This window comes from Streptomyces sp. NPDC088706 (genome assembly GCF_044752765.1).
Classification (GTDB): domain Bacteria; phylum Actinomycetota; class Actinomycetes; order Streptomycetales; family Streptomycetaceae; genus Streptomyces.
The window spans coordinates 640,138-659,469 of the sequence record NZ_JBIVLW010000003.1 but is presented as its reverse complement, the minus strand read 5'-3'; the positions used below and the strand labels follow the sequence as shown (position 1 = coordinate 659,469).

15 protein-coding genes and 2 pseudogenes are annotated in these 19,332 nt (G+C 68.1%); 11 read left to right on the top strand and 6 right to left on the bottom strand.

Annotated elements, in window-relative coordinates; genetic code table 11:
• The first annotated feature begins 710 nt into the window (after positions 1–710).
• The 11 genes from ACIQAK_RS12455 to ACIQAK_RS12405 all read left to right on the top strand — a co-directional run bounded on the left by ACIQAK_RS12455 (position 711) and on the right by ACIQAK_RS12405 (position 12,331).
• Positions 711–2,894 carry a hypothetical protein gene (locus tag ACIQAK_RS12455; protein WP_366392674.1) on the top strand — a complete coding sequence of 728 codons (2,184 nt, stop codon included), beginning with the start codon at positions 711–713 and terminating at the stop codon, positions 2,892–2,894.
• A 112-nt stretch (positions 2,895–3,006) separates the two neighbouring features.
• Positions 3,007–3,639: a hypothetical protein gene (locus tag ACIQAK_RS12450; protein ID WP_366392675.1), complete on the top strand. Its 633-nt coding sequence runs from the start codon at positions 3,007–3,009 to the stop codon at positions 3,637–3,639.
• On the top strand, positions 3,636–4,370 hold the full coding sequence (locus ACIQAK_RS12445) for a hypothetical protein (protein WP_366392676.1): 735 nt from the start codon (positions 3,636–3,638) through the stop codon (positions 4,368–4,370). The genes ACIQAK_RS12450 and ACIQAK_RS12445 overlap by 4 nt, the downstream gene beginning before the upstream one ends.
• 4 nt (positions 4,371–4,374) lie before the next feature.
• Positions 4,375–5,022, top strand: coding sequence for a hypothetical protein (locus ACIQAK_RS12440; RefSeq protein ID WP_366392677.1), 648 nt, complete (start codon positions 4,375–4,377; stop codon positions 5,020–5,022).
• Positions 5,019–5,885, top strand: a complete 867-nt coding sequence (locus ACIQAK_RS12435) for a protein kinase domain-containing protein (RefSeq protein WP_366392678.1) — start codon at positions 5,019–5,021, stop codon at positions 5,883–5,885. Before ACIQAK_RS12440 ends, ACIQAK_RS12435 begins: the two co-directional genes overlap by 4 nt.
• A gap of 111 nt (positions 5,886–5,996) precedes the next feature.
• The gene (locus tag ACIQAK_RS12430) at positions 5,997–6,140 is read left to right on the top strand and encodes a hypothetical protein (protein WP_366392679.1); all 144 of its coding nucleotides are present in this window, start codon (positions 5,997–5,999) and stop codon (positions 6,138–6,140) included.
• A gap of 111 nt (positions 6,141–6,251) precedes the next feature.
• On the top strand, positions 6,252–7,163 hold the full coding sequence (locus ACIQAK_RS12425) for an aKG-HExxH-type peptide beta-hydroxylase (protein WP_366392680.1): 912 nt from the start codon (positions 6,252–6,254) through the stop codon (positions 7,161–7,163).
• Positions 7,160–8,455 carry a serine hydrolase domain-containing protein gene (locus ACIQAK_RS12420; protein ID WP_366392681.1) on the top strand — a complete coding sequence of 432 codons (1,296 nt, stop codon included), beginning with the start codon at positions 7,160–7,162 and terminating at the stop codon, positions 8,453–8,455. The genes ACIQAK_RS12425 and ACIQAK_RS12420 overlap by 4 nt, the downstream gene beginning before the upstream one ends.
• A gap of 446 nt (positions 8,456–8,901) precedes the next feature.
• Positions 8,902–9,660: a creatininase family protein gene (locus tag ACIQAK_RS12415; RefSeq protein WP_366392682.1), complete on the top strand. Its 759-nt coding sequence runs from the start codon at positions 8,902–8,904 to the stop codon at positions 9,658–9,660.
• 457 nt (positions 9,661–10,117) lie between these two features.
• Entirely contained in the window at positions 10,118–10,354 is a 237-nt protein-coding gene (locus tag ACIQAK_RS12410) for a hypothetical protein (RefSeq protein ID WP_366392683.1), read from the top strand.
• Between the two features lie 705 nt (positions 10,355–11,059).
• Positions 11,060–12,331, top strand: coding sequence for a hypothetical protein (locus ACIQAK_RS12405; RefSeq protein ID WP_401847963.1), 1,272 nt, complete (start codon positions 11,060–11,062; stop codon positions 12,329–12,331).
• Here the strand turns inward: ACIQAK_RS12405 and ACIQAK_RS12400 are convergent.
• From ACIQAK_RS12400 to ACIQAK_RS12375, 6 genes and pseudogenes are all read right to left on the bottom strand, one after another.
• Complete coding sequence (locus ACIQAK_RS12400) at positions 12,302–12,718, bottom strand: tetratricopeptide repeat protein (RefSeq protein WP_366392685.1); 417 nt, start codon at positions 12,716–12,718, stop codon at positions 12,302–12,304. The genes ACIQAK_RS12405 and ACIQAK_RS12400 overlap by 30 nt on opposite strands.
• Before the next feature lie 10 nt (positions 12,719–12,728).
• Entirely contained in the window at positions 12,729–14,012 is a 1,284-nt protein-coding gene (locus ACIQAK_RS12395; RefSeq protein ID WP_366392686.1) for a hypothetical protein, read from the bottom strand.
• Between the two features lie 829 nt (positions 14,013–14,841).
• Positions 14,842–15,060: a hypothetical protein gene (locus ACIQAK_RS12390; RefSeq protein ID WP_366392692.1), complete on the bottom strand. Its 219-nt coding sequence runs from the start codon at positions 15,058–15,060 to the stop codon at positions 14,842–14,844.
• A gap of 114 nt (positions 15,061–15,174) precedes the next feature.
• A pseudogene (locus ACIQAK_RS12385) lies at positions 15,175–15,303 on the bottom strand (ASCH domain-containing protein); the annotation flags it as partial.
• Positions 15,304–17,056: 1,753 nt separating this feature from the next.
• Positions 17,057–17,377: pseudogene (locus ACIQAK_RS12380) on the bottom strand (GNAT family N-acetyltransferase); the annotation flags it as partial.
• 152 nt (positions 17,378–17,529) lie between these two features.
• Positions 17,530–18,741 (bottom strand): hypothetical protein, encoded by a 1,212-nt coding sequence (locus ACIQAK_RS12375; protein ID WP_366392687.1) that lies wholly within the window; start codon positions 18,739–18,741, stop codon positions 17,530–17,532.
• Positions 18,742–19,332 lie beyond the last annotated feature (591 nt).

Genomic DNA, 19,332 nt, shown 5'->3' with positions numbered 1-19,332 from the left:
GCCGCCCTCAGCTGCACACCGCGCCGCTCTTCGCCGACCGGTCCGTCCGACGGCCCAACGGATCTACGAGGCCGAGCTGTTCTCCGACCTCGAGTAGGTCCCGAGGCGGCACACCGACCTTGCCGAGCTACACGGCCGACACGGAGGCACTTTGGGAGGCAGGCCAGGAAGAACCGGCCTGCCTCCCGGCCGGAGAACCATCAGTAGCCGCGTCCCGATCTATTCATGCTGGTAAGAGGGGTATAGAGCTTTGGAAAGCTGAGGGCGAAACACGCGTCGGTGAGCCCACCCGCGGGTTGCAGTATGCGTTGCATTCACTCCTGTGCCGGTACGATCAGCCTGCTTCCACCTGCGGATTACGCTGCTGGTCAGGACACTGACGGAGCTGCCTGAACCCCCGGACGAACAGTTAGAAAGCGTGTTGGGGGCAACCCCTCACGAGTTCGAATCTCGTATCCTCCGCCATTGCTCTCACCGGGCAATATGTCGAAGGCCCCCGCAGCTCGCTGCGGGGGCCTTCGACGTTGGAGGGTTGCAAATCCCATTATTCGAGCCTTGATCGCGAGGGACCATACTGCGGAGCAGCTAGCCATCTAGGCCGTGCAGAGAACCGCACAAGGAGAGGAGAGAGCGATGCCACTTGGACGACCAACTCACCGAGGACAGCGGCCGTAGCTCGTGCGTCTACAATCACCGGCAGGGAGGGCGCCGTGAGCGAAGTCGCTACCGGAAGTGAGCCGCACGGAGAGGTCCTCGGGCCGGATCATCCGTTGGTGTGCTCTGAGTTCCCCCACGCACCGCCACTGACAGACACGGCCCCACTCCTGCTTAACACCGGCGACCTCACATGGGAAGCCGTCGAGCACCTGGTGGCTGCTCTAGCCTTGAAGGTCGACCAAGCCCGCGAAGCCCGGCTGTTCGGACGCCGTGGGCAGCCACAACAGGGCATCGACGTCGTCGCGTTCCTTGATTCGGGGCCGACGTCGGTGTATCAGGCCAAGCGCTACGAGCGCTTTACCGCAGCCGATCTGAGGGACGCGGTAAAGCGCTACACGGAAGGTACACGCCCCTTCGCGGCCCAGCGCCTAGTCGTGATCACGACTGCGGACGCCTCGGACGTGAAGGTCGTCGAGACATTGACGGAACTTCGCGAAGCCCACCACAACCTGAAGATCGAACTATGGGACCAGGGGCAACTATCAAACATCCTAAGGGGATTTCCTGACCTGGTAGTCCGTTTCTTCGGGAGGGCTACTGCGGAGGCTTTCTGCAGGCACGAGACCGACCGCGCTCCGGACCGTCCCGGCGCGGCGATCGGCATGTTCACCGATCCGTACGCACTGGATGTCCACCGGGTGATCCAGACCGAAGGCGCTGCCACCGACGGCCCCCCGGCAGTGCTTCCCGTCTATGTCGGACGCGGCCATGACCGCTCACTGGCGAAGGCCATGAGTAGCGCCATCAGCGGCAACAGCGAGCTCGTCGTCCTCGTCGGTGAATCGTCGTCAGGGAAGACCCGCGCCTGCTGGGAGGCAGTGCAGACCCTGCCCGCAGACTGGCGGCTCTGGCAGCCGATCGCCCCCAGTCCGGGTGAAGCACTTCTCAGGGGCATGACTTCCGTAGGTCCACGGACAGTGCTGTGGCTCGACGATCTCGCTGCCTTCCTGTCAGCCCCGGGCAGCGAACAGGGGGCTACCGTAGCCGCTGGTTTGCGGGACCTGCTGAACGATGCGGCCCGCCGGCCCGTCCTGGTCCTGGGCACGCTGTGGCCCACGGAGTGGGAGAAATTCACCACCCGGCCCGACCCGGGGGAATCCGACCGACACAGGGAAGCCAGGGTCCTCCTCACTGGACGCAGCATTCGCGTCCCCTCGGAGTTCGACGGGTCGGCGCTGAGCGAGGCGCGGGAGCACGCACGTACCGACACGAGGTTCGCCGAGGCGGTCGAATGCACCCGTGACGGTCGCATCACGCAGTATCTCTCCGCCGCCTTCGCCCTGATGGAACGCTATGCCACCGCTCCGGCGGCTGCCAGAGCGGTCCTACACGCAGCGATGGACGCCCGTCGACTCGGATGCCGGAAAGAACTCCCGCCCGCGCTGCTAGAGAGGGCCGCCGCTGACTACATGGCCGACGACGAATGGGACGATCTGCCGGACGGATGGTTCGATGACACGCTGGCGTTCCTCGGTAGGCGGTGCCGGGGTGCCACAAGCCCACTCGTGAAGATCCGCCCGCGACCCAGCGCCCCGGCCGAGGTAGAACCGCGTTATCGGCTGGCGGATTTCCTGGATCAGTTCGGGCGGGTCAGCAGATCGACCATCGGTGCTCCGAACTCATTGTGGGAGGCAGTCGCCGAATTCTCGAACCCAGGTGATTACAGTGGCCTCGCCTGGGAAGCCCGAAACCGAGGGCTTTTCCGGCACTCCTTCCGGCTCCACCTCCGCGCGTTGAAGAGCGGGAGCGGGGAGACCTTGGATTTGGCTGGCGAGCTGATGGAGAGGGCCGGCTGGCACGATCAGGCGCTGCACTGGTACCGCTGCGCGATCGAAGCGGGTGATCACGGGACGCACGCCTCCCTGATCTCGCTCTCCGGCGCACTCGGCAGAGAACGCGAGGTCATGGACTGGCTGAGAGCCCGTGCCGAAGCAGGCGACGACCTAGCCCTGGAGTACGCCGCCGAAGACGCTCTCGCGAACCGTGGCCAGGGTGAGGCGATGGGCTGGCTTCAGCAGTTCATCGATGAAGGAAACGCCGTCGCACTTTTTTCGGTCGCGCAGGGGCATGTCTCTCCAAGGACCGCGCGTGCCAGGTATGTAGAGCTGCAGCAGCGTATCGATCCCATCGAACGCACGTGCCGATATACGCGAGACCACACAGCCACGCCCGCCTGAACAAGGCCGCCGCTGTGTTGGCCGCAGCCCTCGACGCCGAACGTCCCAAGGCCGAATCCGCTTGCGCCTGCCCGCTGCCGGCGTTGCCGCATGCCCCCGAGAGGGTGCTGCGATGAAGCCCGGCGACACGGTAACCATTCACCAGCTCCTGGGACGCATCGCCTACTTCCACGCCCTATTCATCGAACCCGTTCTCGTCTCCAGCGAGCAGCCCGGAGCGGGCGAGCCTTGCTGCAACCACAAGGACGCCGCGGGATTCGGACAGCCAGACGTCGGTGCCGTGCTGGCCAGCACCGCTTGGGCAGTCCTCGACGAAATCGCAACCACCGTCGGCGAGCACCTCCTCCTCTGCCCGGACTCCGACCGCCGGTGCTGCGCGGTCTGCCGCGTCAAAGCCTCCGGCGCCGCCATCGCCCAGGCATGGACGGTCACCGAGCACCGCGCGTACGGGCTGCCGCTGCCCGCAGGCCCCCTTTTGCGGGCCTGCCGCACCACGGCCGCAGCTCGTCTCGCCCTCGTCTTCACCCGGCAGCACGGGGCCTCGTGCGGCGGCCTGGCCCAGGCCGAGGCACCCGACGCCGGCCTATTGCCCGACAGCAGCGACTTGCCGTTGACCGGAGAGCTCCTCGCGCTGTGGCAGGACCCACTGGCCGCCACCCGCAGCCCGGTCGTCAGCTGGCTCAACCACTGCACCGACCTGAACGACATCCACCGCGTGCTCCAGCAAGGAGGAACCACGAAGTGATCCACATTGCCGAGACCGTCGGCGTCGGAAGCATCGAGAACTTCCTCAGCGATGCCGAGCGGGCCCACCTCGCCGACCTGATGAACGACGTCCTGACCAGCGGCGGCACCAACCGCTTCGGTGACGAGCGCCGTACCTCCATCCACGAAATTCCCGGTCACGGCGCCGAAGAGGCCATGGCCGTCTACGAGCCGGCCGGACGCGTCGAAATCCCCTCGATCCCCGAAGCCGCCGAGAGACTCCTGAGTGACGCCTTCGAACGCGCTCGTCCGGCGCTCTCCCGCGTCATGCCCTCGATCACCCTGTGCCGCCCGTGGACGTACGTCGAGTACGGCGTGGGCCAGCACATCACCAGCCACCTCGACGGCATCGCCCCCGACCCGCTCGCCTGGCCCCGCCAGATCGCCGGCATCAGCGTCGTGATCACCCAGGCCGACGCCGGAGGCGACTTCTATGTCGAGACGGCCTCCAGCAACCGGCTCTGGAACGGCAAGGCCCCCGATGCCGCCTCGAACGGCTACGCGGAGGGCATGTGGCTGGCCCACGACGGAGCCGACAATTCCGCGACCTGGTTCCGGCAGATGCCGCGCACACGCTGGAGCGTCGCGCCGGCCCCCGGAGCAGCCCTGCTGTACGGCTCCCAGCTCGCGCACGGAACCCTCCCGGTCACCGCCGGCCGGGTCGCCAAGTTCATCAGCTGGCTCATCGCCGAACCCACCACGGCCGGGTGAGCGCGTGCTCCTGGCCTTGGAAGGCATAGCCGGCGCCGGAAAGAGCACCCTCCGCGACCGGCTCTTGGCCACCGCCCACGCCGAGGACATCCCCCTCAGCCACATCGGACAGTTCTCCTGGCTGTCCCACCCGGCCACTCGCTCGCTGATCCGCCTGCGCGCCGGGCTCGGCGGCGACGAGCAGGAGGCCATCGAGGCCGCCACCACGGATCTGACCCTGCACTCCCGCTTCAACATCGCCGTCGCCCTCACCGAGGGCCCGGTCCTCGCCGACCGGCTCGCTCTCTCCACCGCCTGCCTGCTCGCCCTGCTACACCAGCAGCCCGTCGAGGCGTACGTCGAGCGCCTCGCCGAGCAAACCCAGGCCCGTCCGCAGCTGACCGTTCTGCTGACCACCGAGCCCGACATCTGCCACGACCGCATCACTCAACGTGCGACAGAGCGTCGCTTCACCGAACAGCCCGAGGCCGCCGCACGGCTGGCCGACCTCTACAACGAGGCCGCCGACACCTGGACGCAGGCCACCGGTCTGCCCGTGCTGAAGCACCCCTGCACGACCCACAGCGACCTCGAAGCCTTGGTGAACGCCTGCATGGAGGACCTCCGCTCGGCCGACGGTCCCACGCCCCCGAACAAGGAAGCGAGCCGATGAACCTGCACCCGATGCATCCCGCAGCCTGGGTACTCGATCAGCTCCGCACGGACGGCTGGCACATCAGCAATCTCCTCGCGTTCACGCGGGCCAGCACCTTGGTCAGAGCGAGCCGCCCCGGCCAGGAGAACGTCGTGCTGAAGGCGGGCTTCGGCAGCAACCACGTCCTGGCCGAGCTCGACCCCAGCGAGAAGCCCGCCGCGTACGGCTTCTACTGGTACGCGCAGATGACCGAAACCGAACGCGCCCTCACCCGTGAAGACTTTCGCCACGAGGCGGAGCTGACCGCCACCGCTGGAGGAACCGATCACATCGTCCCTCTGCTGGAACAGGGCAGCTCGGAGCGGTTCGACTGGTACACCATGCCTCACTGCGACGGCGGAAACTTCCGGGCCTTCATGACCTCGTCGAAGGACACCGGCAAGGGCCTCAGCATCCTCGCCGACGTCGCCGACGGCTTGGACAACCTGCACGAGCGCGGAATCGTCCACCGCGACGTCTACCAGGAGAACATCCTCATCGACCAGGACCGGGGCCTGATCACTGACCTCGGAGCCGCCCGCCGCCTGTCCACCCCACGCGGGCCTGAACACCGCGGCCCGGAGGTCCACTGGCCGCCGGAGTACCTCACCGGCTACCACGAGGCTACCCCGGCAGCCGACGTGTTCAGCCTCGCCGTCCTCGTCCACCGCTACCTGTGCGCGGACATCCCCCGCCTGGCTGGCCACACGAAGCTGCCCCTCATCCCGGAGCCTCTGCGCGGCGTCGTGGCCGCCGCGCTGTCCGACGGCGCGGGCGACCGGCCCGCCATGGACGACCTGCGCATCGCGCTCCGCACCGCGGCCAACCTGCACCAGCGCTGACAACGCAAGGGAGCCCCCATGCCCAGGGCGAGATCTCCGCCCCTTAGCCAGCACCACAGCACAGCAAGCGGAACAAGCCCAAGCCAACGAGACCGAAAGGCGGAACACCCCATGAACCAGGACCGCATCGCCGACTTCCTCGCCAACGTCGAGGACCTGCGCGGCGAGGACGAGACCGTCCGTACCACCGCCCACACCTCCAGCGTCTCGGCCGAGGGCTGGCCGGCGGCCGAGGCGGACACCACCACCGCCTGAAAACCCACAGCCGCCCGGCGCTCTGAGCGCCGTCGGTGAACACCCCCGGGGCCGGGCCGCCAGCAGCTGCGGCCCGGCCCCGGGCCCTCCACCGAACAGGAGAGCCGCCTCATGCACACCCTCACCGACCTCTTCGACCTCCCGCCGATCGACCGCCTGCACCACGAGCGCACGCAGCGAATCCACGCGGTCATCCGCCCCGGAGTCCAGGCGCCTCAGTCCAGTACCAGTACGGTGGCCGACTACTGCCTGGCCCACCACGCCCTCGAAGGAGCCGAAGCCGCCGCCCGAGCCGGCGATGCATCGACCTTCGACTGGTACGTCGCCCACACCGACGTGGGTGCCACCACGGGCTCCGTCCCCACCGCGGTCGGCGCCCGCGTGGTCGTCGCGCCCACACTCGCCGACCTGCCCCGATCCGCGATCTCCGAGACCCCCTACTACGTCCTGGGCCCTGGTACCGAACCCGCCCAGCCCCACCTGTGCAACCTCGCGGCCGACGCGTACGCCAGCGCCGCACGAGCGGGCTTCGGTGACCTGCTCGCCGCGCACGCCGTCGTCCTGTGCCTGCTGCGGACGAAGAACCTCGGCGAGACCCTCGACAGCTGGACCATCAGCCGCCTGCCCGGCACGGTCTTCATGGACCACGTCGACAACCCGATCGTCCTGGCCCGCGACCTTGTCCACGAGGCCGGGCACAACTGGCTGAACGACGCCCTCGCGGCAACGGGATGCAAGGTCAGCGACGCTGCGCACTTCCACTCCCCGTGGAAACAGACGATGCGACCGGCGTTCGGCTTCCTCCACGCCTGCTGGGCGTTCCCGCTCACCATGCTGTTCACCGCCCACGCGCTGAACAGCACCACGGGAGACCTGCACCGGTTCCTGACCGCCTACCTCGACCAGCAGCGAAGCCTCCTCGCTGGCACCGCGCCCGATCACGCCCGCGCTCTGGACCTGGTCAGCGACGACGGTCTCCGCCACCGCCTCGCTGCCGCCCACCACCAGGCCCTCGCCCTGTGAACGCGCTCCGCGACGAGCAGCCTGGCCTGTCCCTGCTGGTCCATCGGCCAGGCGAAGAGCCCACTCTTCTCCACACCGGCCTGGCCAGCCTCGAACACGGCCTGGCCATCGGACCGGACACCACGTTCAACGTCGGCTCGGTTGCGAAGCAGATCACCGCCCACCTGATCCTGCTCGCTGCGCATGATGATCTCCTGCGCCTGGACCAGCGGGCCGCGGACCTACTGCCCCGCCTCAAGATCAGCGATGTCACCGTCGCGGACCTGGTCACCCACCGGTCGGGCATACGCGACGCCGAGTCCCTGCTCTCTCTCGCCGGCTTTCGCGACCTCGACCAATACACGGCCGACGATCTACGGACCCTCGTCTACCGCCAAGACCAACGCGCCGTCCCCGAAAGCCACTTCCTCTACAGCAACACCAACTACCTCCTCCTGGCAGAGATCCTCGAAACAGTCCACCGCACCACGCTGCCCGACCTCGCCCGGCACCGCGTTTTCGGCCCGCTCGGTATGCACGCCACCCACTTCAAGACAGACCCTCGCCAGGTCATCCCCGGAGCCGCATCCGCCTACCAGGCCATCCACCACGGCTGGCGGCACACAGAAGTGCCGGTCACCCTGCCCGGCCCCGGAACCCTATGGACCACCGCCGGCGACCTCGACCGCTGGCTCACCCACCTCCACCAGCACTGGCAGCACCCCCACCAACTCCCCTGGCAGGAAGCTGTCGGCTACGAGCCCAGCGACCACGAGCCCTATCTCTACGGCCCGGGGCTCTACGCCGACGCTCGCCCCGGCCGCCATGCCGTCTTCCATTTCGGTCACGAACAGGGCTTCTCCGCGGCTGCCCACGTGGAGGCGCCAGGGCTACGCGTGATCGCCCTGTCCAACAACGCCGGGCTCTCGGCGGACCGCGTCACCGCCTCCATCCTCCGGGACCTCCACCAGCAGCCGACGCTGGCCCAGAAGGAGGCCCTCGTCCGCGCAGCAGCCCTGGAGCAAACCCCAAGCACTGCCGTACAAGATCAGCCCACACCCGACGACCTCGGGCAGCACACAGAGCTCGGCACCTTCGCCTGCGACCAGGCCCCCGGCAGCCTTCGCCTCACCCGCAGAGCCGACGCTCTCCACCTGTGGCGCCGAGGGGCATGCGACCGACTCACCCTCACGGGTTCGGGCATCTACGCAGGCAACGGCTACACCCTCACCGTGCCCGGCGGCACGGGCCAGGTCGACCGCTTCACCCTCGACCTCGACCGCGCCCCCGGACTCACGTACATCCGCCAGTAGCCACCGCCGGAAGGCGCCATCTGGATTACTACCCACAACCGATAGAGACGCGAACCGAACTGGAGACTCCCGATGCTCAACCACCTGGTGATTCCCGGGATCGCGGCGTACGCCCACGAAGGTCTGCCCACGCCCGCCCAAACCGATGACTCGAACACGTGGGTCGACGGTGTCTGCTGGCTGTACTGCGGCCAACGCCGAACACACATCTTATGGATAGGGCCGGCGAGCGTCGCGGGCATGCAAGCCCCCATGTTCGCCTGCGGCCCGTGCATCTCCGAACTCCACGAGCGGGTATGGCAGTCCATCCGTCTCCGAGACGAACCTCACCGGAGCAACACCCATACGCGGAGCGAGGTGGACGAGCATCCCAGCCCCCGCAGAGGCCGCCACCGAGCCCGCACCAGTCCCCAGCGCGCATAGACCAAACGCCCGCCCGAATAGCGATGGCGGATGATGATGGTCGAGCGATAGCCGACCCGGGGAGTGCCGTGAACCTGCTGCCGACCGCCACCAGCACGGATGTCCAGGAGCAGCAGCCCCACGTCGCCGTGCTCCCGGTCGGCTCTTTCGAGCAGCACGGCCGGTACCTCCCGCTGATCACCGATACGGCGATCGCCTGCATCATCAGCCAGGAGACCGCTGACGCCTACCCGGTCCACCTGCTCCCGCCCATCACCATGTCGTGCAGCCACGAGCACGCCGCCTTCCCCGGCACGGTCAGCATCAGCGCGAAGACCCTCTACGCCGTAATCGACGACATCCGCGCGTCCCTCGCCCGCTCCGGCATCCACAAGCTGGTGATCGTCAACGGCCACGGCGGAAACTACGTCCTGTCCAACATCGTCCAGGAAGCCAACATCGACGGGCCTGCGGTCTCCCTCTTCCCCCTCGGAGCAGACTGGGACCGAGCCCGCGACCGCGCCGACCTCGTCTCCGACCGCCACGCGGACATGCACGCCGGCGAGATCGAGACATCCATCCTTCTTCACGCGGCGCCCGAGCTGGTGCGGGACGGGTTCGCCGATGCCGACCATGACGGCGGCAACCGCCCCTTCCTACTGGTCCAGGGCATGAGCGCGTACACCGAAACCGGTGTGATCGGCTTCCCCTCCCACGCGACCGCGGCCAAGGGCAAGGCCGTACTGGCCAGCCTGGCCAACAGCTTCGCGGGCCACTTGGAGATCCTCGGCCCCAGTGACTGAAGCCAGCCAACACCTGTAATCGAAGGGTCCCGCTTTGACTCCTGCGCCACAGAGCTTCCCAGTCGGCTCGATCGTCCTGTACCTGGGGAACCGCGCCAATGTCACTGCTCACGCGGCCGACGGCAACGTCGAGATACGAATGCTCAGCACCGGAAGCGAGCTATCCGTCTCTCCGGACAGACTGACCTCCCTAACGCCACCTGCTGCTGCGAGGCCACCACTATCTCGGGCTGGCCTGTTCGCCAGTGCCGGACTCATCGTCGTCATCGCCTTGGCATTCCTTCTTGACCTCGGAGCCAATGATCCGAACGAGGCCACTTCGGCGACGCCGCTCGTGTCGTCAGCGTCTGCGGTGCCGAGCAGTCCCTCTGCGGCTTCACCACCGGCGGTTCCACGGGCCGATGGCACGCCCACCCCAGGTGTGACTCCCAGCTACGGTGCTGGAGTGCCTGCATGGGTGAAGCAGATCCAGGACGTGAAGGCGGCGTACATCCTGCCCGGCAACCCTGATGAAGAAGATCCAGCCGACCGCAGGGACTCAGTAGTGATCGAGTACACGAGCGGCGACGCCGGCCAGCGCTGCACGACCATGCGGGCGCTGGCCGGGCCCGAGCATGGCGTGATCGCCTTCACACCGTCCGGGGTGGGCGTCGACTCCAACGACTGCCTCAGCGTGAAGCTCGGTGCTCGCTGAGGTTCAGCAGTCACTCGCTGAACTGCGGCAACGCGCAGCACGGCCGCTGGTCCCAGCGGCGCGTGTTCCAGATCAGGCGCATACCTCCACGCAGTGCGGTTGCCGATGAGGGCGGGAGCGAGGACGCCACAGCTAGGGTGACCGTGACAACGATGATGCTGCGCAGCCAGTTGGAGGTGACGGTGGGGGTTGCTGATCCCTTGGCGATACGGGTGCCAGTAGGGGAGGACTCCCACCTGTGGACCAGCCGGACGACAAGTCGCAAGGTTCTGCTGGTGGCACACAACGTCACCTCAGCGGGACGCCTGCTGGACGTCGTGCCACTGTTCCGCGACGACTTCCGCGTGCAGTTGCTGGTGACCTCCACCGGCTCGTCCGCGTTCCGGTCGGGGCTCCACGAGCTGTTCGCCGGGTTGGAGCTGCCCGTCGTGCCTTGGGTACAGGCCCAGTCAATGCCGGTCGACCTCGCAGTGTCGGCCAGCTTCGGCGGAGAACTCCATCTCCTCCAGGGTAAATTGAGCATATTGTCGCACGGTGTCGGATACACTAAGAAGCTAGCGAAGCCGGGAGCCGGGAGCCGGGAGCCGGGAGCCGGGAGCCGGGAGCCGGGAGCCGGGAGCCGGGAGCCGGGAGCCGGGAGCCGGGAGCCGGGAGCCGACTTTCGGCCTGTCTGCGGACTGGCTCCTGCACGAGGGCGAGCCGTTCGTGGACGGTCTCGTACTTTCGCACCCGGAGCAGCTGGAGCGGTTGCGCCGCGCATGCCCGGCAGCCGAAGACGCGGCGGTACTCGCCGGGGACCCCTGCTACGACCGGATGCTGGCCGCGGTGCGGCACCGTGAGCGGTTCCGGCGGGCCCTCGGAGTACGCCGTGGGCAGCGCCTGGTCGTTCTGAATTCCACCTGGAACCCAGAGGGCCTCTTCGGGAACGGAGGCGGGCAGGACGTCCTACCGAGCCTGCTGCCGCGGCTCACCGCTGAGTTGCCGGCCGACGACTACCGGCTGGCCGCCGTCCTGCACCCGAACGTCTGGCACGGGCACGGGCCAGGCCAGGTCCGCGCCTGGCTGGACCAGGCACGTCGGAGCGGGCTGACCTTGGTCGACCCCGTGCACGCCTGGCGCCAGGCCGTGCTCGCCGCAGACGTCGTCCTGGGCGACTTCGGCGCGGTTTCCTACTACGGAGCGGCCCTCGGCATCCCCGTGATGCTGGCGGCCACCGGCCAGGACCGGCTGGACCCGGATGCCCCGCTCGCGTCGTTCGTACGGGACGCGCCCCGGCTCGATCCGCACCGCGCCCTGCGGGAGCAGGTGGAGAGGGTGATCGCCGCCCACCGGCCGCTCACCGGGCCGGCCGAGTTCACCAGCTCGGCGCCCGGCGCCTCGGCAGCCCTCCTACGGCGGCACTTCTACGCCCTGATGGACCTCCCGGAGCCGGAGGCCCCCGCACTGCTGGAGCCGCTGCCTCTGCCCCCGTACGATCCCCCTCTGCGCACCGCCCCGCTGCACGTACGGACGGGGGTCCAGGGGGCCGAGGTCGTGATCGAGCGCTCGACCCGGCATCCGTACGGGGCCGACGGTATCGCGCACCTCGCCGTGCACGAGGACACCCTCGACCCCGGCATCCTGGAATTGGCCGATGTGATCACTCAGGACGGGCAGCCCGACGATCCCCGGCTGGGCAGCCCCCAGGCATGGACGTCCGAGGTGCTCGCCCGCTACCCGCACTGCACGGTCGCCGCGTACGTGAGCGGGCCGCACACATGCACCGTCCGGAGTCGGCAGCACGGTGTGTACCAGCTCACGGCCAGCCCGAAGTCGGATGCCGACCCGGCGGCGTACGCGTCCTCGTTCACCGCGTGGCTCGCCACCGGCGGCCGAGTACCCCGAGAGGGAATCACGCTGCGGGTACAGGTCGCCGGTGGAGCACACCCGGTGTTGATCGAGTCGGTGCTACCGGGCGACCTCGCAACGCAGCCGTAGGGCGGCCAGGTACCCCAGGTGTGGGATCGCGGTCGGCGTGAGCAGCCGCTCCGCGGCCGCGATCCGCGTCAGCGCCTCGGCGTTGTCTCCCGCATCGTGCAGCGTTTCGGCAAGGTCGGTGAGGGCGCGGGCCTGGTTGTACGGCTCGCCCTGCTCGGCGAAGAAGTCCACCGCGGCCTCCAGCAGGCCGCGCGACTCCTCGAGCCTGCCCATTCCGCGCAGGGCCCGTCCCTGGTGGCGCTGCGACAGCGCGTGTGCCCTCGGCAGGTCGTGCGCACCCTCCTGATCCGGCCCGATCGCGCCGTAGATGGCGTCTGCCGCGACAAACCGCTCGTGTGCTGCCTCGTACAGCCAGCGGTTCAGGTTCAAGAGGCCCTGCAGCTCCACGGAAGAGGCCTCACCGCGCAGGTGGCCGGCCTCGCTCTCCGCCCTGGGCCGCGGCGCCCGCCTCCCGGTCCGCCTCCTCCCAGCGCCCCAGCTCGCCCAGACAGTGGGCGAGCTGGAAGTGCAGCGCACCCGCGATACGGGAGGCCGGCTGGTGCTCGTCGGCGCAACGGGCCGCGAGTCGCAGGGCGGGAAGTACGTCGTCCCAGTGGCCCGCCTTGAGCTGAAGGGGCCACAGGGTGCGGCCCAGCCGTAGGGCCGTGGTGGTGTGCTCGTACTCACGGGCCACGAACACGGCGCGGACCAGGTTGCCCACCTCCGCTGCCAGCGCTGCCACTCCCTCGGTTTCGTCCCGGTACGGTTCCCCGCGCGCGGGTGCCGGCTCGGTCCGCCAGCTCTGGGGCAGGACCGCGTGCGCCGCGTGCAGGGCTCGGTTGAGCAGGAGGTCCAGGGTCCGGGCGACAGCCGCGGAGCACTCGGGGATCCCGTGCTCCGGTCCGGCCGTGTCGGCCAGGCCCCGGCGCACCTCGGGCCGGAACCTGTACCTCTCGTCGGGCAGGGGTTCCATGAGCTGAGCGTTAGCCGCTTCCAACAGCATGCGGGCGGCCTCGTCCTCGGCGACGCCCGCGGCGGCCGCAGCGATCGACGCGGTGACCGACGGCCAGCCTCCCAGGGCCGTCAACCGGCAGAGCCGCGCCGTCTCCGGACCGACCCTGCGGCAACCAGCCTCGGTCGTCGCGCGTACGGGATCGCTCCCTGATGTCCCCGGTGCCGAATCCAGCAGGTCCAGCTCCGTGTCCTCGGTCAACAGGCGCATCGCCGTTGCCCTCACGGCGAAGGCATTGCCCGCGCAGTGGGCCAGCACGCCCGGCAGCTGCGACTTGGCACGCGCGACCTTCTCCCGGCCCGCGACCTTCCTCATCATCTCCAGCGCATCACGGTCGCTCAGCCCGGATACGGGGACGGGCTCCGCCTCCAGGACGAGGGGCGGCCCGGACACGACCACCAGCAGGAAGACTTCCGGTGTGGCCGGAACGAGACTGCGGACCTGAGCGACCGAGGACGCGTGGTCGACCACCACCATCGCCCGGCGGCCGGCTGTCAGCCGCCGGTAGAGCTGTTCCCGGCCCGCCTCAGTGGGCGGAATCTGCTCGGCCTCCACGCCCATCTGCCGGAGCAGCCTCAGCAGGACCGCTGACGGCGTTGGGCCCAGCTCACCGGAGCCGTCGCGCAGGTCGACGTAGAACTGTCCGTCGGGAAAACGCTCACGGCAGACGGCACCCAGGTGCAGAGCCACCGCGCTCGTACCGACCCCCGGAGGGCCGTACAGGAGCGCGACGCGCGGACGTCCGGCAGCCGGACGAGTAGCCTCCCGCTTCAGCTGCTTGACGACGTCCTTGCGGTCGGTGAAGTGCCGTGTGGCCGGGGGAAGCCCGCTTCTGGAAGGAAGCCCAGCCGCAGACTCGGGAAGGCTCCGGAGGAGGAGGGACCATTCGTCTGCCTGGCGTCGATCGTCACCCAGGCGAGCGTGTACGTGGCCGGCCAGCGACTCCCAGCCTTCCCTGGAGCTGGGCAAGGGCGTCTCCCGCCCCGTGGCCCTTCTCGCCAGTGCGCCGGTCGACAGCAGCAGCTGCTTGCCCATTTCACCAGCCGCGCCATTGCCCACCGCGGTGAGGAATGCGGTAAGTGCACTGAGCGCGATGATCTCCAGCATGTCGGCCCCTCCCCTGGTTCCCGATCTGCCCCTGCCGGACTGTAACCCCGCGACAGCGGCCTGGGGAAACATTCAGACCAGGCCAACTCCGTGCCGAAATAGCACAGATGAGCCCTGGGTCACAAAACGCGCCATTGGACCACAGCCTCGGTGGTGTGGGACCGCAACCGCGTGAGCGTCTCCCGGCTTCGTGCTCTACCAGCAGACTCCCCCGGGGCGAGGGAGTTCTTATCCGTGGGGATGACCAACGGCTGAGGTACAGGTGCCGGCTGCGGGGCTGGCACAGTTGCGACGTGAGGTGGTCTGGCTGCGCGACCTGGACTTGAAGAGGTAGGCCTTCGCAACCTGACGTCTGTTGGTTCAAGACGCTCAACCAGGCTTCACGAGTGCAGTGTTGTGACTGCTACGACTCTCAGGCAGGGACCATGTCGCCGAGCAGCTCGCGCAGAGCGACGTCGACGCCGTTCGGTGCGGCCTCCGTCATCTGACGGAGATCGACCTGCTTGACGTAGCGGTAGCTCTGTGGCGGGTGGAAGGAACCCACTGCCCGGAGGGCCGTGAGCGGGACCGGTTCCCGGAAGGTCACCGGATCAGCCAGCGTGAGGCCACTGGCCCGGCTCGCACCACTCATGTACGCGTCGTACTCACGACGACTGATTCCCGCACGCATACGGCTGGTCGACCACACTTCGCGGGGAGACGCCACCTGGACCGAAGCGATCCGGGCCGCGCCGACGATGGCCATCGTCGGCGCGGTGGCATACAGGAGGACAGCGGTGCCGGGAGGCGCGGCGATACGCTGCCGCCGCACTTCTACCGTCTTGCTCCCGGCGAGGATGGCGGTCGCGAACCGAGGGTGGACGGACAACAGCATCGCGCGTTCCGGATCGTTCACGTCTTTCGGTGCCCCTCTTCGTAGACCGCCTGGAACAGCGCGCTGTGATCTTGGACAGCTGTTGCAGCGACAACGCTAGCCCCAGATCCTCAGCCAGCACACACAGACGCCTGTAGGACACCGGCTCGGGGAAGAGCTCAGTGTCCGAGAACCTCAACGCCATGGCCTTGCCGTAGGGTTCGGCCGCCTTCCGAACTTCCTCCCGACCATATACGCCCAGGTGTTCGAATTGCGAGTGGAGGGTGTCGGGATCGTCGATCACCACCTCATCGAGGCGGGAGCAACCGATCACCATCTGTCCCTGCCAGCCGGGGTTCCCCCGGCTGACGTACCAGAGAAGGCGGCCCGGAATGCTCTCGTTCCGGTGGCCAGGGGAACGGTAGTAGACATGCTCGCGGCTGATTCCGAGGATCTCGTCCCTCGGCAACAGCATGGTGGGGAAGTCGAACAGGTCGGCAGACCAGCGGGGTTCGATGGGCACGATGAACGACGGCAGTCCGGAGTCCATGACCTTCGCCGGCCACCATGCGCGCTCGGCGACACTCGCTACCTCGGCAGACAGGTCAGCGGGCAGGTCGGGCACCGTGAGAGCCAGGCGCTGCGCGATGTCAGCAGCGGCGTCGGAGACCTCCGAGGCGGCCCCGCAGACGTCCACGAGCAAGGCGGTGAGGCCGTCTGCATGAGCGGCGAATCCGTCCGCGCCCGCCGCCGCCTTGGCTGCCGCCGACGGGTACGGGTCGGAGATCCGGATGACCTGCGCCCCGCGCTCACGGCCGAGACGCTTCAGCATGAAGAGCAGCTGCCGGGCCAGTGTCTCTTCCAGAACGTGTCCGGCAGTGCGCAGAACGGGAACGTTCAAGGTCCTGCCGTCGAGAGACCATACGTACAAACCGACTGGCTGCCCCTCTCCGTCCCGTAGCAGCTCCCGTCGCCACAGGATCGCGCCCGGACCAAAGCTCTGCAGACGTCGCTCGAAAGCGGGCCCGCCCTCACGCTGCTCTTCGTCGAAGAACAGGACCAGACCGGCCTCGCTGCCGACAGCGACCTCCTCCGCCGAGAACACGGTGCCCATTAGGTCCCTGGGACGGTAGACCTGTGCTTGCGTGAGCTCATCGACATGGAGGGTGACGGCGGAGGGCCCTACCACCTTGACTCCAGCGACGTCCCAGGCGACATCAGCCATATCTGCAAGCCCTGGGTCGCGCGTCACGAGCAGCTGCAGGCCGGTGCAGGAGGTCTCGGCCACGTACCGCAGCCGTGCACGGGTTCGCGCATCGGCCGGTACGTCAGGGAGTGCGCCGGACAGGGCTGCCATGAGTTCCGCGTACCGGGCCGCCACCGCCTCCGGGTCCGGGGTGATCTGCCGCAGGCTCGACAGATCAGCGCGCCGGTGCTGCCTCTCGGCACCATCGGCCATTTCGTGCACGTCGTGCAGGAGCTGTGGCGTGAATGCCAGCTCGACGAGATCGGTGAGCCAGCCTGCCTCCAGAGCACGGGCCTCCTCGACCTCCCGCGCGGAGCCACGTCCACTCAGGCCGGCGAACACCGAGTGATCCACTGTCACCACCAACAGCGCCTCGCTGTCAGCCTCCGAGAACAGGTCCTGATGCCCGAGGTCCAGCCACCAGGAGTCCAGGGTCTTCCGCTTCAGGCCCCGCCCCAGCCCCTCACCACGGGGCACGAAGCCCAGGCTGGTCCACATAGCGCTGAGCTCGTAGTCGCGTCGGCACCTCACCTTGATGGCGAGGCGGTGAGCCTGACGCTCCCGGATGGTCTGCACCAGTTGGCGCGCTACGCTCTTGCCGCGGTGCTCCTCGGCCACGCATAGGTGAGCCAGCCTTACGTACGGGCTCCGCTTCGGCAGTCCGAAGAGCGCGTAGCCGATGACCTGCTCGTCCTCCAGGGCTACGAGCAGGCCACCCTCGTCCGCGGCCTGCCGGTATGCGGGTGGGGTCAGCAGCCCCAGCCATTTCGTGTAACGGTCCCCAAGTGTCACAGCAGCGTCAATCAGCTCCGCTTGTTCACCCGACACCAGAACCACGTTGACCGTCATGAGCTCCCCCTCCGGATCGCCAGGCCCCGACGCTGCCGATCTCTGCTGTCCTGCTCCCCACTGCACACCTCGGCTATGGCTGCCGGACAGTCCTTTTTTGATTAGTTCCGGCCCGGGCGGCCGAATCATTCCTCTCGGCGCACGGGCGCCGCTCAGGAACCCCCATTTCGGCTCGGCCCGTACGGACTCCAACCCCTGAGAAACGGCTTGAGGTCTTCGGCTTCCAACTCACGTATCTGCGGCATGCCGGGCAGGAGAACGAGCGGGTCAAGGGATCTCGCGTATAGGCGGGCCCAGTCAAGCCAACGCCGAGCGTCCGCCAGCCCGCCCTCCTTCGGCCCCGCCGCAACAAGACGCCGCTCCAGCGCATGGCAGTACTCATGCAGGAGCCGGGAATCCCGCCAGGCCTGTGACTGCTCGCGCAGAACTTCTGCGAGTTGCGCTTCGACTGCCCGGCCCCGGGCCTCATCCATGGCCGCTGTCCATAGGACCTTGCGCTCAGCTGCAGCTCGCTCCTCGTCAGCCTTCCGCTGGCCGTCATCGACGGCTCGCAGTTCGATCTCTCGGAGGACGGTTCCGAGGACATCCTCCAGCTTCCAGCGCTTGCGATCGGCCCACTTGCTCTGGCGCCCCGAACGACTGTATGGCAGCTCGATCATCAGCACGAGCGATCGATCCGGATCCAGCGACTCTGGATACTCTCGCTTGATCGTCACTCGGCAAGAGAAGCCGCCGACGGTCAGCTCCACGTACCCTTCCCGCTGCGCGGCCCATCTTCCGTGTGCGGTGGAACGCTGGGTGCGTTCTCGGACGGCCGGTCCGGCGACCTGGTGTCCACGTCGGTCAGCCTCGGAGCACAGAGCCTGAAGGATTCGAAGCGAGCGTGCCCGGGGCGCCGAAGGCATGTGCAGCCAGGCGTCGTCCTCCATGAAGGCGGCCATCGCACGATGCGGCTTGCGGATCCGAGTCGGCACCCGGATGGTAGGGGCTGCCCCCGGCCGCTGGCTCTTCTCGTTAGGGTGCGGTCCTTCTTCAAGGGATATCTGGAGGTCACGCCCCGGATTCCACAGCCGCTGCTTTTCAATGCGCCGGCCCGGAGGTACGAGCCCGTGACGCTTGGCGTAGTCGATCACCCGACGCCACTCACCCACCTCGTCCTCATCGGGGTCGGATAAGACCACCCTGCGCTCGGCAACCAGCCGCTCGACCAGCTGTTCCGCCTTGGCCCGCCGCGCCCGCGCGACCGGCCGATCCGCGTAGGACATCGGCCTCGTCTCTGCCTCTTCCTTCCGTTCGGCTGCGGCATGCTTCGGATCGTCTGGGTGGTAGCCGTGCTCCAGATAGAAGACACCGGCCGCTGTCACCTGTGTCCGTACGCCTCCACCCTGCTGACGGGCGACTACGAGCAGCCCCCGGTCCCGCAGCGCGTAGGCCGTCCGCCGCAGGCCGGGATCTAACCCAAGGCCTTCGCTACCCTGCAGCTTTCGCAGGAGCTCCAACTGCCGCTCGTTTAAGGAAGCCCACCGATGCATTGATCCCCTACCTCACGCTCGGCCGCCGTCCACGATCAGTGCCGAGTACCAGTTGTTCGTACTCGGCACCCTTCCCCTCTACCCGATCTACAATGAGGCCGTGCGCAGTTTCGCCGTATTCGCTACCTGGCCAACCCCACCGGGCCGATCGGGACCAGCAACCCACCCCTGAGCCGGCACTGAGGTCGCGCAGCACATCCCTCGGGTGACGGCCAGGCGGGAGCAGAAGCATGTCAGCGACAACCAGCGCCTGCGACAACAGATGCCCCCGCCGCTCGGCGAAGACGGCAGAGCTCGGCAGCCGCCTGAATCCGCTGTGCCCGCGCTGAAGAAGAAGGGTCCGACCCAGGCGGGAACTGCGGTGTGGGAGGACGACTACATCCTGCTCGCACTGCTAGCGCACGGCCTCGTTGCGTCGAGGCG

What these genes read in the sequence shown, in the direction of transcription:
- ACIQAK_RS12425 (WP_366392680.1), top strand. Translation starts at nt 6,252, where the DNA reads ATGCACACCCTCACCGACCTCTTCGACCTCCCGCCGATCGACCGCCTG.
- ACIQAK_RS12390 (WP_366392692.1), bottom strand. Translation starts at nt 15,060, where the DNA reads ATGAGTGGTGCGAGCCGGGCCAGTGGCCTCACGCTGGCTGATCCGGTG.
- ACIQAK_RS12415 (WP_366392682.1), top strand. Translation starts at nt 8,902, where the DNA reads ATGGCGGATGATGATGGTCGAGCGATAGCCGACCCGGGGAGTGCCGTG.
- ACIQAK_RS12435 (WP_366392678.1), top strand. Translation starts at nt 5,019, where the DNA reads ATGAACCTGCACCCGATGCATCCCGCAGCCTGGGTACTCGATCAGCTC.
- ACIQAK_RS12430 (WP_366392679.1), top strand. Translation starts at nt 5,997, where the DNA reads ATGAACCAGGACCGCATCGCCGACTTCCTCGCCAACGTCGAGGACCTG.
- ACIQAK_RS12450 (WP_366392675.1), top strand. Translation starts at nt 3,007, where the DNA reads ATGAAGCCCGGCGACACGGTAACCATTCACCAGCTCCTGGGACGCATC.